At 40.2% G+C, this 14,713-nt stretch carries 9 protein-coding genes; 5 read left to right on the top strand and 4 right to left on the bottom strand.

Annotation, left to right across the window (positions count from 1 at the left end):
• Positions 1 to 3: 3 nt before the first annotated feature.
• A complete protein-coding gene (locus tag BWD42_RS14175) occupies positions 4 to 1,635 on the top strand; it encodes a RagB/SusD family nutrient uptake outer membrane protein (RefSeq protein ID WP_077437063.1) in 1,632 nt (543 codons plus the stop codon).
• A gap of 510 nt (positions 1,636 to 2,145) precedes the next feature.
• The gene (locus tag BWD42_RS14170; RefSeq protein ID WP_077437363.1) at positions 2,146 to 3,039 is read left to right on the top strand and encodes an alkaline phosphatase; all 894 of its coding nucleotides are present in this window, start codon (positions 2,146 to 2,148) and stop codon (positions 3,037 to 3,039) included.
• A gap of 211 nt (positions 3,040 to 3,250) precedes the next feature.
• Here the strand turns inward: BWD42_RS14170 and nrdF are convergent, their stop codons facing one another.
• The 4 genes from nrdF to BWD42_RS14150 all read right to left on the bottom strand — a co-directional run bounded on the left by nrdF (position 3,251) and on the right by BWD42_RS14150 (position 7,114).
• Complete coding sequence (gene nrdF / locus BWD42_RS14165) at positions 3,251 to 4,237, bottom strand: class 1b ribonucleoside-diphosphate reductase subunit beta (protein WP_077437062.1); 987 nt, start codon at positions 4,235 to 4,237, stop codon at positions 3,251 to 3,253.
• A 135-nt stretch (positions 4,238 to 4,372) separates the two neighbouring features.
• Positions 4,373 to 6,478 carry a class 1b ribonucleoside-diphosphate reductase subunit alpha gene (gene nrdE, locus BWD42_RS14160; protein WP_077437061.1) on the bottom strand — a complete coding sequence of 702 codons (2,106 nt, stop codon included), beginning with the start codon at positions 6,476 to 6,478 and terminating at the stop codon, positions 4,373 to 4,375.
• Entirely contained in the window at positions 6,438 to 6,845 is a 408-nt protein-coding gene (nrdI, locus tag BWD42_RS14155; RefSeq protein ID WP_077437060.1) for a class Ib ribonucleoside-diphosphate reductase assembly flavoprotein NrdI, read from the bottom strand. Before nrdI ends, nrdE begins: the two co-directional genes overlap by 41 nt.
• A gap of 35 nt (positions 6,846 to 6,880) precedes the next feature.
• Positions 6,881 to 7,114 (bottom strand): thioredoxin family protein, encoded by a 234-nt coding sequence (locus BWD42_RS14150; RefSeq protein WP_077437059.1) that lies wholly within the window; start codon positions 7,112 to 7,114, stop codon positions 6,881 to 6,883.
• A 357-nt stretch (positions 7,115 to 7,471) separates the two neighbouring features.
• Here BWD42_RS14150 and BWD42_RS14145 point away from each other — a divergent pair, with 357 nt between their 5' ends.
• The 3 genes from BWD42_RS14145 to BWD42_RS14135 all read left to right on the top strand — a co-directional run bounded on the left by BWD42_RS14145 (position 7,472) and on the right by BWD42_RS14135 (position 14,672).
• Positions 7,472 to 9,874 (top strand): prolyl oligopeptidase family serine peptidase, encoded by a 2,403-nt coding sequence (locus BWD42_RS14145; RefSeq protein WP_077437058.1) that lies wholly within the window; start codon positions 7,472 to 7,474, stop codon positions 9,872 to 9,874.
• 423 nt (positions 9,875 to 10,297) lie between these two features.
• A complete protein-coding gene (locus BWD42_RS14140; protein WP_077437057.1) occupies positions 10,298 to 11,167 on the top strand; it encodes an AraC family transcriptional regulator in 870 nt (289 codons plus the stop codon).
• Between the two features lie 487 nt (positions 11,168 to 11,654).
• Positions 11,655 to 14,672, top strand: coding sequence for a SusC/RagA family TonB-linked outer membrane protein (locus tag BWD42_RS14135; RefSeq protein WP_077437056.1), 3,018 nt, complete (start codon positions 11,655 to 11,657; stop codon positions 14,670 to 14,672).
• The last annotated feature ends 41 nt before the right edge of the window (positions 14,673 to 14,713 follow it).

The following is a 14,713-nucleotide window of genomic DNA, read 5'->3' as shown; positions in this document are numbered from 1 at the left end:
AACATGAAAAGAGCTAATAAATATATATGCTATGCATTGTCGTCCTTGATGCTAGGAGGAACAATTTCATCATGTACCAAACTTGATGAGAATGTATATAGCCGAATCAAAAATGAAAATTTTTATAAGAATAAACGAGAGGTAATGCAGGCCGCATTGCGTCCATTTACGCATATGCAAGCCTGGTTGGCCCCTACAGGAGGAAATGGTTTTTACTACCATTCAGAATTAAGTGCAGATCAGGTCGCTTGGCCGCAAAAAGGCCGACATGGATACGATGGTGGTGATCATATCAGACAGCATTATCACACCTGGACAAGTAATGAGGGGCGGATGCGTGGAGCTTGGGAGTTGATGTGGGGTGGAGTTGGTTATGTGAATAATGCCATTCAGGATATAGAAAAATTGGATATTACACAAATCCCTGATCTAAAAGAAGAAGAACGGGCTCAAATTATTACGCAGTTAAAGGTGATGCGAGCTTTTCATTATATCAAGATTATGGATCTTTGGGGAAATGTTCCGATTGCTACAAAAGTAGCGGATCCATTAAATCCGGAAACAAAACCACGTGCTGAAGTCTTTGCATTTATTCAAAAGGAATTGGAAGAAAATGTACCAAAATTACCTAAAACTTCCGCTGAAAATATCGGCCAAGTTTCGATGGCCGCAGGTTATGCGATGCTGGCTGAGCTTTATCTGAATGCGGAAAAATGGTCGGGAAAGGCCATGTATGACCAATGTATTTCTGTATGTAATAAGATAATCTCCGGGGAAGCAGGAGGAATAGGAGGAGCTCCTAAATTAGCTTCTGACCTAAATTCCTTATTTAGTAATACAAATTCTGAAAACCCCGAGTCATTATTCCAATTTCAGTATAGCCGGCAAGCAGGCTTTACATTTGATTGGGCAGGTTTTTATATGAGTTATGACTATATGAAAGAGGTTCTCAAGGTAGGCTACGGTGGATGGAATGCATTCGTGGTGATCCCAACAGCGTTTGATGCTTATGCTAACAATGACTTGCGGAAGAAAGAGTGGTTTCTTTTTGGACCTCAGTACAAGTTTGGAACAACTATTCCCGTTTTAGGAACAGAAGAATACTCGGGTAAGCCTTTAGTGTTTGTGAATTCTATTCGGAGGGAAAGTGAAGGGGATAAAACTTCAGAAGGTGGAATGACGAAAGGTGAGGAAAATTCAGGCGCGCGTTTCAATAAATATAAATCCGGTACCCTGGATGATCCGAATTACTGGGAAAATGATTATATCATTTATCGTCTAACAGAAATTTATTTTGATAAGGCAGAGGCACTCATGCGGAAAAATGGCGGAACAGCGACACAGGAAGCTGTAGACCTTATCAATGCATCCCGTAAACGGGCTTTCAAAGATGCGGACTGGAATGCGAATAAATATACAACTTCTACATTGACTCTGAATGAGTTGTTGGCCGAACGCGGCCGGGAATTTATTTTTGAAGGGAAAAGGAGGACCGATCTGATCCGTTTTGGTAAATACATTACCGCAACTTGGTGGGATCATAAAGCCACTAATGATAAAAACAAAGAACTCTATGCAGTTCCTATGGATCAACTGGCAATCAATCCAAATTTAAAACAAAATCCCGGTTATTAATCCTGAAAAATACGGGAGCTACGAGCTCTCGTATTTTTTATAGAAGTCGATGAAACAAATAATGAATTAACGCATCAGCTATTGACTATCGAAGTTGATATGTGAACTTATTATGATTATGTGGAGTTACAAAAGAATAAAACAACAAAGAATGAGTAGAATTTTATGACTTTGCTTCCGCATTTTATTTGCTTGAGAACAGTTGTTGCACAGAAAAATAATTTTCTGCATCGTGCTGCTCAGGTACTCCAATATATTCACCCTAAATTTCGAGAGACCAACAATCAACTTCCAACTGAAATATATTTATTTAATTTAAGTCGTTGCAGTGATCATGTGTCTTTGTAGAAATGTTTAGCTGTTTACCTAAGCCGAGATGCCTGTTAGCAACATAGCTTTTTCGATGCATGTAACATATTGGTGAGATATATTAAATAATGTTTACTTAACATAATAGATAGAATAAAGTTTTTATTTTTGATGTATCAAGTCTTTGAAAACTCAACAATTATGAAAATTAAAAATCTATTACTGTCATTCCTCCTGATAGGCCTATCTACCTATAGTCTGGTGGCACAAAGCAAAAAAATCAAACATGTCGTTTTAGTGGGATTCGATGGTTTCGGTGCTTATGCATTACCTAAAGCCGAAATGCCAAATCTCAAAAAGATGATGCAGGACGGAACTTATAGCACACATGTGCGGACTGTTTTGCCTTCTTCGAGTGCTGTAAACTGGGCATCCATGCTGATGGGAGCAGGGCCTACGACACATGGCTATACGGAATGGGATAGCAAGACTCCTGAAATTCCCTCAACGGCTAAAACTGAAAACGGGATGTTTCCTTCTTTGTTTAATGCGGTCGCTCAGAAAAACCCTAAAGCCCAATTTGCGGTGATACATAGCTGGCCTGGAATAGGATATTTGATAGATAATAAGGTGGTTCAGAAAATCATTAATACCCAGGATGATGACGAAGCTGCATTAAATACAACCGTAGATATCATCAAAAAGGAGAAACCTACAGTTACTTTTGTGCATTTTGATCAACCTGATGGTGTCGGCCATAATATTGGGCATAATACGCCGGAATACTATGCCGAACTAAAAAATGTTGACCGACGGATCGGAACGTTACAACAAGCGGTTAAAGATGCCGGTATCGCTGATGAAACGATCTTTGTTGTTACTGCGGATCATGGTGGGACAGGTAAAGGCCATGGCGGTAAATCGTTAGCAGAAGTGGAGGTTCCCTGGGTGATGACCGGACCAGGTGTGCCAAAGGGAAAAGAGATTAAAGGAACAGTCATGATTTATGATATCGCTCCGACATTAACCTGGCTGCTGGGTGCCCCACTTGATTCAGCATGGCGCGGGCAGGCAATTAAAGCTTTTCAGCGATAGTATAATAGATGTCCATTAAACCTTCTTGTTTTTGCAAACCCCAATAGCTATGAAATCAACTGAATATTCTTCTGGTCAGTAAACCGGGCGTAGCAAGCTCATTAATATCTTTGTAAAAGATAGGTGTCAATGGAAACGGACTATTCAGAAATAAAAAAATCCCCAGAAGCTTTAGTTCTTGGGGATTTTTTATTGGATCTATTGACAATCGTTATATATCAACAATAACATCCATTTTAAAGTCATCATCTTTTAGATGGACAATCTCTGTCGCTTTTTCGTAGTTTGTTGATTTCTTGGAGAAGAAGTCGTGTTGTGTCGTTTCTGTATTCAAGCCATTCAATACTATTGGGTTGACTTGTTTTACTTCGAAGATAGGATCAAAGCCTAGGTTCATTAATGCTTTGTTGGCATTATAACGAACGTATTCTTTCACCTCAGCAGTCAAACCTACTTCAGTGTAGATCTCCTCGGTATATTTCAACTCGTTTTCATACAAGTTATAGAGTAACGCTAAGAAACGTGCTTTTACCTGATCCTGATTCTTTAATTTTTTGAATTGATCCTGTGCCATCAATCCTACGAATACACCGTGAATGGATTCATCGGCGATAATTTTCTTGATGATATCGGCAGAAGCTACCATTTCACCCTGGCCACACAACCACAAGGGTAGGAAGAATCCGGAGTAGAACAGGAAGGATTCCAACAATACGGAAGCAGCCATTGCCATGTAGATCTCCTCATCAGAAGCATCTTCCTTGTCGATAGCACGGTAGTAACCATCGATCATCTGTGCTTTGTATTGTAAGTATTTGTTTTGTTGAACCCATTCAAAGATATCATTGATTTCAGCTGTCGTTGAAACCGTTGTGAAAATAGTGGAATAGGATTTTGCGTGAATGGCTTCCATCATACACATATAGGACAATACGGCTTTATTTTGCAATGTATCTATATGGTCGATGATTTTTGGCATACCCGTATGACTCTGCAAGGTATCTAACAGGGTCAAACCGCCTAATGCTTTTTTATAGGCATCTTTCATTTCTGGGCTGATACGTTTCCAACTATCGATATCTTTTGATGGAATGTATTCGGTGTCAATCCAGAATTGACGAATGTTTTGCTCCCAGAACATCAATACATAATCGTTCTCGGGGGTATTCCAATTGACAGCTTTATATGTTTTACTCATTGTTATTTTAAAGTATTAGGCATTTATTTCATGTATTTGAACTTCTGATGTTTGATTAAGCCAAAAGTTGCCGATAACTTGGCAACTTTTGACCTATTCACATTATATATCCAAATAAATTCTAAAATCTTACGATTAGGCTGAACAAGAGACACATTCGTCGATGGTCGATTTTCTTGTCCGTGTGTAATAAAGGGATTTTAATCCCAATTTATGTGCATAGATATAATATCTAGACAAATCTCTTGTGGAATCTTTCGAGTTGGTATGCAAGATTGTAGATACCCCTTGATCGATATGACGTTGAATAACCGAAATCAATTTCAATACTTTAAACTGATCCATGTCATAGGCCGATTTGAAATAGAAATAGTTGTCGTTTGTCAAATATGGCATTGGGTAGTAAGTCGTACTATCACCATATTCACGCACTTCAATAATATCCACGATTGGCATTACTGATGCTGTTGCATTCATGATATAGGAAGTCGATTGATTTGGAGCAATCGCCAAACGGTAGGCATGATAGATACCATGTTCTTTGATTTTTGCTTTTAATTCTAACCAATCTTCAACAGTTGGAATATGTATGCCTTCGAATAATTCTTGGACTTTCGCTGTTTTTGGAAGATAATCACGGTTGACATAGCTATTGAAATAAGTGCCATCTGCGTAAGCTGATTTCTCAAATCCAACAAATGTTTTACCACGTTCTTTGGCAATTTCCATAGATGCTTCCAACGAATAGTAATTCATCATCATGAAGAAGGTATTGGCAAAATCCAAGGCCTCATTAGATTCGTACATGATAAAGCTTTTTGCAAGGTAGCCATGTAGGTTCATTGCACCAAGTCCTACAGAGTGCAATTCGCGGTTGGCTTTTGCAATCGATGGTACCATATCGATATTGGTTACGTCAGTGACCACAGTTAAAGCACGCATTGCTGTTTTTACCGTTTCTTTGATGCGTTTGTTGTCCATCACCGTAGCGATATTTAACGAACCAAGGTTACAGGAAATCCCGTAACGGATTGTATCTTGTTTGCCATAGATCTCGATATCGGATACTTGTGATACCTGCATGATCTCAGTACATAGATTGGAGAATTTCACCTGACCAATTTCATTCAAAGCATGTACACGGTTGGTGTTTTCTTTGAAGAAGATATAAGGGTAGCCTGATTCTTTTTGTGTCTGTGCGATCTTAACCAACAGGTGACGTGCGTTGATTTTTTTCTTTTTGACATTTGGATTGGTGATCAACTCATCGTACATCTTGTCCATATCCATCTCATCCAAGAACTGTCCATACTCTTGCATCACCGTATGTGGGTAGATCAAATAGCAAGGCTCATCTTTCTCTGCCAGTTCCATGAACTTGTCCGGAACGATGATACCGATTGAAAGAGATTTGATACGTACTTTTTCGTCCACATTGATTTTTTTACAATCAAGGAACTCTTCAATATCCGAGTGGAAGATATTTAAGTATACTGCTCCTGCACCGGGACGTTGTCCCAATTGGTTCGCATAAGAGAAGGTATCTTCCATGATTTTCATGATCGGAAGGACACCACCTGCACGGCCCTCAACACCTTTGATCGCCTCGCCACGAGCGCGGATTTTGGAGATATTGAATGAAACGCCGCCACCGATAGACGATAATTTCATCGCTGAATCAACCGCATAACCGATCCCGTTCAGGTTGTCACCAATTTCATCCAAGAAACAGGATACCAATTCCCCCGAACGTTTTTTACCCGCATTCAAAAATGTTGGTGTCGCAGGTTGGTACTCTTGGTTGATCATGATCTCCGCATATTCAATCGCTTTTTTTACCCCTTCTTCGCGTGCTAAGAATAGGGATACCGCAACAACGCGGTCTTCATAACGCTCTAAGAATTTTTCACCGGAATCATCGCGAAGTGCATAGCTCTGGAAAAATTTAAAGGCCGCCATAAAGGATTCGAAACGAAATTTTTTGGCATACACATAATTGAATACCTCTTCCATTTCTTCAAATGTAAACCATTGATAAAAATCAATATAATAGTTGTTCTCTACCAAATAGTCTATTTTTTCTTTCAATGTATAAAAGAACACGGTGTTCTTATTTACATATTCCAGGAAATATGCGCGAACAGCTTCTTTATCTTTATGTAAGCTGAACTCGTCATCATGCTTAATCATGATTTCATTATTAAGCAATATCCAGTTTTTTGCTACTTCGTTTGCTACCATCGCAAAAGTTCTTTAAGATGTCAATAAATTGGTTTATGTCTTCCATTGTTCCGGACAGTTCAAATTTGAACGCCAGTGGAATGTCGAAATCCTGTGAAATACGATCAGCAGCCAAACCGAAATTTGGTCCCCAGTTGCGGTTGCCACTGGAGGTGACGGAATAAATATTTTTAGCTTCTCGTTTCATGAATTCTTTTGTGTTTTCGGGCACCTGTCCAAAATTTGTGGTAAATGTGACCAAATGGCCAGGCTGATTTACCTGAAGGTCAGCGCTGATTTTATGGATCTGCCAGCCAGTAATCTGTGCGACTTTATCCATAAAACGCTGTACGTTACCCGTTCTGGAATCGTAATAAATGTGTATCATGTTATTGTGTCTGTTTTAATGATACCCTCGATTTATTAAAGTGCAATGGCAGCCAATTCTTCTGGTTTAAAGCCAATGATACGGTGTTGAATTTCTTCATCTTCCAATACGATCACTGTTGGTACCGTACGGATTTTGAATTTTGCGGCCAAGTCAGGTTCATCAAAAGGATTAACCGTTTCATATTGGATACCTTTTTGATCCAAATAAGCCGATACTTGTGCACAAGGAGCACAATCGTTTTTCTCAAATTTGATAATTCTTGCCATGTGTGTATGTTTATTTTTTTAATCCGATCTTCATAGAAAAAGAAAGGTCGTTACTTCGTTGAATTGCCAATTCTTTCATTAGCTTAACAAATATCATATATTTTCTTGCGAAGCGCTAGTTTGACTTTTCCACATTTTGGGCAAAAGTTTGTCATAGGATGCGTTTACTGCTAGTTAACACTCTTAAGTTGTTCATATATAGTAATGTATGAATGTGGATAACTTTAAATAAACAAATTTTACCTGTTTTTTACGAAACAATCTAAGTTTAATTTTACTGTCATAAAACGGCTACAAAACTTGGTTTTTTTTCATAAATTTATTACCTTTTAATGCCCTAATTTGCAAAATAAATTTATGAAGAAGCTATGCTATGCTCTCCTGTTGTTATTGTCGTTGAAGACGCAGGCACAGGAGAATATCACGTTCCAAAAACCGAGTTCCGAAATTTTGGCCCTGGCTGATTTTGTCCGGCCGCCCCAAATTAAGATTTCCAGCGATAACAAGTGGATGTTATTCACCTATCGTTCGACTTATAAGAACTTGGAGGAACTGGGGCAAGAAGAAATGAAATTGGCAGGATTAAGGATCAATCCAAGGACCAATATGGAAAGTTCGACCGTCTTTTACAACAAGATCGGTTTGAAAAAAATCGGACAGCAGACCGAAGATAAAGACTTCGTAGGAATGCCTCAAAAGCCTGCTTTGTCCAATTTTGCGTTCTCCCCCGACAATAGCCTGCTGGCATTTACCAATACAAACGATATGGGAACGGCTTTGTTTGTGCTGGATTTGGCAACAAAGACAGTAAAGCAGTTAACCACTTACAATTTAAATGCGACGTTGGATGTCCCTTTTCAATGGTTGGGTAATTCAAAGCGTTTACTGATCATGGCATTGCCAAAAGAGAAAAAAGCCTTATTGGATCCGTCAAGAGACCTGCCTACAGGGCCAGTGGTATCAACAAGTGATGGAAAAGTATCCCAGTTAAGAACCTATCAGGATCTATTGAAAAATCCACAGGACGAACAGAATTTTGAAACATTAGTGCAGTCCAATCTACAGTTTGTGGATCTGGAAGGTACAATTTCCAATTTCAAAGATAAGGGGATCTATACAGGGGTATCTTTTTCTCCAAATGGGACCTACGTAATGATAACAACAATTGCAAAACCTTATTCGTATGTGGTACCCGCTTCACGTTTTCCCCAACAGACGCGGATCTATGATCTAGCTGGTAAGGAGGTTGCCCTGGTTAATGAGGTGCCTTTGACAGAGGTTATGCCCAAAGGTTTTTCTTCCACACGTCCCGGCAGAAGATCCTTACAATGGCGCGACGATCAGCCGGCCACTTTAGCTTACGTTGAAGCCCTGGATGGAGGTGATGCCAACAAACCAGCGGAATTTCGTGATGCGCTCTATACATTGGATTACCCTTATACGGGAAATGGAAAATTGATCTTCAAAACGAAGGATCGGTATGCTGGGGTAGTATGGGGTAACGACAAATACGCGCTGGTCTATTCGCAATGGTACGATACGCGCAATGCCAAGACTTTTGTTGTCAATCCTTCTACAGGCGAGTCTAAGTTGTTGCATGATCGGAACAGCCAGGATATCTATAACGATCCGGGTACAGTGTATCAACACAAAAATGCACTCGGAAACTACAGCATGTATATCGATAAAGACAAAGTGCTATTTGTAGGCAAGGGCTTTACCAAAGAAGGCGAATTCCCTTTTGTCGAAGAATTAGACCTGCAAACACTAAGGAAAAAACGGCTGTATACCGCAGCTGCATCTGAACTGCAGGAACGGATCAGTGAGATTATAAACCCCAAGACGGGCGAATTGTTGGTCTCACTTCAATCGGCGTCGGTGTATCCGAATTATTACCTGAAAAATATGAAATCGGGTAAACAGTTTGCCTTGACTGCATTAGAGAATCCGTTTAAATCACTTGAGAAAGTTCATAAAGAAATCCTAAATTATAAACGTAAGGATGGAGTCGAACTTTCGGGCACGCTATATCTGCCAGCAGGCTATGATATGACAAAAAAAGAAAAATTGCCCTTGTTGATGTGGGCTTATCCGAGGGAATATAAAGACAAAAATACTGCTGGCCAAAGTACGGCGAATCCTAAGGAATTTACCTTCCCGAGTTATGGTTCATTTATTTATTGGGTATCAAAAGGATATGCGGTACTGGATAATGCTGCCTTCCCGATCGTAGGTGAAGGAAAGAAGGAACCGAATGACAACTTTATTGAACAGTTGGTAGCCAATGCCGAAGCAGCAATCAATGCTGTGGATAAACTAGGCTATATTGACCGTAAAAAGGTTGCTGTAGGTGGACATTCCTATGGCGCTTTTATGACTGCGCATCTGCTTTCCAACTCAAAGCTTTTTGCTGCCGGAATCGCGCGTTCAGGAGCTTACAACCGTACCTTGACGCCATTTGGCTTTCAAAGTGAACAACGGAATTTTTGGGATGATCCAAAACTGTATATGACCATGTCTCCATTTGTCAGTGCAGATCGGATGAAGACACCATTGTTGCTTGTACACGGCGGGGCAGACAATAATCCCGGAACTTTTACCTTACAGACAGAACGTTATTTTCAAGCTTTAAAGAACTTAGGAGCACCCGTGCGTATGGTCATTTTACCACGTGAAGCCCATGGTTATGTTGCCAAGGAAAATATCTTTCACCTGCTATGGGAGCAGGATCAATTCCTGGAAAAATACTTGAAGAACTAATTATCGTATTTAAATATTAGGCTTGGGTGCTTTCGCAAACGACAACTGTCAGGGGCGATTGCTTTAAAGTTCTTCTGCTTATTAAGCAAGATACTGTGAGTTCATGGGCACCTTAATACAAAATAAGAATCCCGATAAATGGACACTTTCCGAAAAAAAATGGGCTGCCTAAAAGCAGCCTATTTTTTTGACTGATCGCTATTGGCAAAATAGAGTCCTGTCGATACTTCTTGGCTTTTTTAACTGGGGTGTAACGCATTTATAATTGGGGGAGGAAGATGATCAACATGGGGAGCAGGGACAGCAGTGTAAATTAGACTATTGTTATTGTGTGGAAATGTGTATCGACAAGAAGGGGGATTGATTATGCGTATAATTTTAGTTAAGTTTGGGTAATTTACCAAAGGGAGAAAAAATCTGATTATGAGACCTGATATATTTCGCGAAAAGTCACCGTTGTCCTCTGATGATTGCTTTGTGGTCTTTGACAGACGGAAGTCTTCTTTCACTTTTCCCGTACATATCCATCCTGAATATGAGCTCAATTATGTCGAAGGCGCATCTGGAGCACAGCGTATTATTGGTAATTCTGTAGAGACGATCGGTGAGCAGGATCTGGTACTCATAGCAAGCCCCGAGCTGGAGCATGCCTGGAAAGATGGTGAATGCCTGTCCAATGATATCCATGAAATCACGATACAGTTTCATCCATCCCTTATTGACCAATATCTGGACAAAAAACAATTTGCCAGCATACAACAGCTTTTGTCAAAGGCATCGCGGGGCGTTGTATTCGGAAAAGATACGGTAGACCGTGTGCTCCCCTTGCTTCGCATATTGACCTTGGAACGCGATGGGTTTTATTCGGTTATGAAGCTCCTCGTCCTGCTTTATGAATTGTCAAAAGGGGAGGATATCCGTGTACTTTCTACAGCGACAAATTCGATCTTGAGCAATAGCGAGCTGCTGATGGGGCGTTTACAGGAATATGTCGTTGCGAATATCAACAAAGAATTAAGTCTACCTATGGTGGCCGCGATGATGAACATGAGCAAATCGACTTTCTCCCGCTTTTTAAAATCAACGACAACATTGAACTTTACGGATTACTTGCTTGATTTTCGGATCAATATGGCTGTCAGGCTGCTAAAGGAGGAGACCCCAATCGCTGATATCGTTGAACAATGTGGTTTTAATAGTGTTTCCTATTTCTATCGTGTATTCAAGAAGAAAAAAGGGATAACACCAATTGAATACAGAAATAGTCTGCGGAAGCAGCAGATGATTATTTAGTGATCCAATTGCACCCTACCCCAATGCTCCGCCATTGTATATTCCTTTACACATAAGTAAGATAGTATTGGCCAAACAGCTATTGACCCATTTGATGGATGGGGATGTTGCGGTCTGACAAAAGAGTGCATGGAATTGCTTGAAACTGTGGAATAATTCAATAAATATGAATGCAGAGTTCAATGAATTGCTGTTGCTGTTTTTGTAAAGTATTGTTTTTCAATTTGTTGTTATTATCTCAAGATCGTCGCATATTTTCATTATTATCTTTTGTTTTTTAGATCGCGCAATCGTTTGCGTTTGTTCTGTTGAAGCTTATTTAGCCGAAATATGAAGTAAAAGTGCAATACAAATGACCTGATCTTGCTATTCTTGGCTTTTCCTTTTCTCTAATTTCGTCCTATAGACCAATAATAGTATACCCAATTAAGTATAGACATATTATATACAATCTATCTATTTATTGTAAACCTTAAATACACAAAATATGAGAAAAACAGCTTTACTGCTTTTACTTTCGGCTTATGGCACATTTGCTTGGGCGCAACAATCCCAAAAAGTAAGGGGAAAAGTTCTTGATGCAGATAATAAGCCAGTGGCAGGAGCCACCGTAAACATCAAAGGCGGTACCGGGGGAACAAAAACCGATGCGGATGGTTCGTTTACGCTTGATGTTGAGAAAGGAAAAACCTTAAAAATTACCTATGTAGGGATGAAGGAACAGGAGATCCTTGTCAATGATGCATCGACTTATAGTATTGTACTTCAATCAGGAACCGACTTGGATGAAGTTGTTGTTATCGGATATGGTACAGTGAAAAAAAGTGATTTGACAGGCGCTGTCGCTTCTGTTACAGGTAAAGATCTACAGTCTAATTTAGCGAAGAGTACAGCAGGTGCCTTGCAAGGCCGTGTGGCTGGGGTAAGTGTTTCAAATGCGGGTGGCTCTCCGGGCGCCGGAATGAACATTAATATACGGGGTATCGGTTCCATGGGAAGCACTAACCCATTGTATGTCATTGATGGCGTATTTGGTGATATTAATACGGTAGATCCCAACGATATTGCTTCGCTGGAAGTTTTGAAAGATGCTTCAGCTGCTGCGATATATGGATCTCGGGCGGCCAATGGTGTTGTTATTATTACGACAAAAGGTGGCAAGAGGGGGACAGCAGCAACCTTGGGTTTAAATGCGTATACAGGCGTGCAGAGTCTTCCAAAAAAAATGAGCTTAATGGATGGGCCACAATGGAAAAAATTTGTGGATGAAAAAGGCTATCTGCCTGCGCAGGCGAAAGACTTTAACGCAAATACCGATTGGCAGGATGAGGTTTTTCAGACTGCACCAGTGAATAAGGTCAATTTGGACATTGCCGGTGGGGGAGAGCGATCTACTTATAGTGTTTCGGGAGGATATTTGAATCAAAAAGGTATTCTGAAAACAACGGGTTATGAATCTTTCAATGTACGCAGCAAAAATACATTTAACTTTTTCAATGATCATCTTCGTGTTGGAAATACCTTTTTAGTTAAATCGGGTGACCGCCAATATGCCAACTTAGTGATTACAGATATTTTGCGTCAAAATCCATTGTTACCGGTTTATGATGCGAATGTAGTTGGGGGATATTCCACATATGCTCCTTGGATGAAAAATCTGGATAATCCTGTCGGTAATTTAAATCTGTATACGAATCATGTCTATCAGACGGATATAATGCTCAATGGATATGCAGAAGCAGATCTTTTTGTTAAAGGGTTGAAATACCGATTAAACGTTGGTATTAATCGGACCACTGGAAGGAATTATAATAAAGCTGACAGACGTCCCGATGGTACTGCTGTCTTACAGTCATCATTGAATGAGAGTGCTTTCTTCAATAACCAGTGGTTGATTGAAAATACTTTGCACTATGATCGTACATTTGACAAGCATACACTATCTGTTTTGGCTGGATATTCAGCGCAGGAAAATTCGAACAGAGGGTTTGGCGCCAAGAGACTTGATATTCCAACTGGAACAGATGCAATTGATGCGGCATCGCCGGCAGAGCAATCGACTTCAGGAAGTTTGCAGGAAGCATCCATGATATCGCAATTTGGGCGTGTGATGTATACTTATGATAATCGTTATCTATTTACGGCAACAGTCCGTCGAGATGGATCTTCTAAGTTTGATAATGGACACCAATATGGCGTTTTTCCATCGGTAGCGTTAGGATGGAACGTAATGAATGAAGGTTTCTTTGAAAAGGCAAAAAATACAGTCAATGAATTTAAGATTCGTGCAACTTATGGCCGCCTGGGTAATCAGGAGATTGCTAACTACACAACGCAAAATGTTACACGATATGGAATCAACTATATCCAAGGTGGGGTATGGTGGCAAGGAGCAATCCCTGGGACAAGCTGGGTTTCGCCATCTAATCTAACTTGGGAAGAAACCGAGACGAGCAATGTCGGTATTGATCTGGCTTTTCTGCAAAGCAAGCTAAGAATCAGTGCAGATTATTATGTCCGAAATACGAAAAATATCCTTTTATCAATTAACCAACCTCCTTCTGCTGGAAAATCAGGATCACCGGTGATGAATGCTGGTACGATCAGTAACAAAGGATTTGAGTTTCTCGCGAGCTACCGTGACGCAATCGGGGAAGTAAATTATAATATCGGAATCAATGCTTCTGCCGTTAAAAATAAAATGAAAGCTATTACGGTTGGAAATAAACAAGAATTTGAAGGTTATAATCCACAAGGCGAAGGAGTAATCAGCTGGGCTAAAGTCGGCTACCCAATTGGAGGCTTCTGGTTGATCCAAACCGATGGATTGTTCCAGTCAGATGCTGAGGTACAGGCCTATAAATCGGAGAACGGCACAGTGATCCAACCTACCGCCAAAGCTGGAGATATTAAGTTTATCGACTACAATGGCGATGGAAAGATCGACAACAATGATCGTCAATACATGGGTAGTCCTTATCCTTCGTTAGCTTATGGTATTCGAGGTGGTCTGGATTATAAAGGTGTTGATTTTGCTTTCTTCTTTGATGGCATGTATGGTAATAAGATCTATAATTATACACGTGCAAGGATAGAGAGCACAAGTGAGGTGCATAACTACTCGACCAGTCTTTTGAATTCGTGGAGCCCAACGAATACGAATACCGATATTCCACGGTATACGCGTGAGGATCCCAATGGCAACGTTCGTAGGGTAAGCGACCGTTGGTTGGAAAGTGGAGCTTTCTTCCGTTTGAAAACGATAGAACTGGGGTATACGCTGCCAAATGCTTGGTTAGACAAGGTGACTTTAAGAAATGCGCGTATTTATCTAGCAGCAGATAATCTGTTTACCGTAACGAAATACAAAGGATATAGTCCTGATTTGGGCCCGAGCAACAATGATAATGGTGTCGGTCAAACTGGGGTAATGACGGCAGGTACAGATCATGGTCGGTACCCGCTGGCACGAACAATAATGTTTGGTTTACAGGCTAATTTCTAATGGATTGCCAGAAGTTTTACGATTAAAATTTAAAATGACAA

It is taken from the genome of Sphingobacterium sp. CZ-UAM (genome assembly GCF_002000245.1).
Taxonomy (GTDB): domain Bacteria; phylum Bacteroidota; class Bacteroidia; order Sphingobacteriales; family Sphingobacteriaceae; genus Sphingobacterium.
Note: the sequence above shows the minus strand (reverse complement) of the source record. Positions and strands in the feature narration are given on the sequence as shown.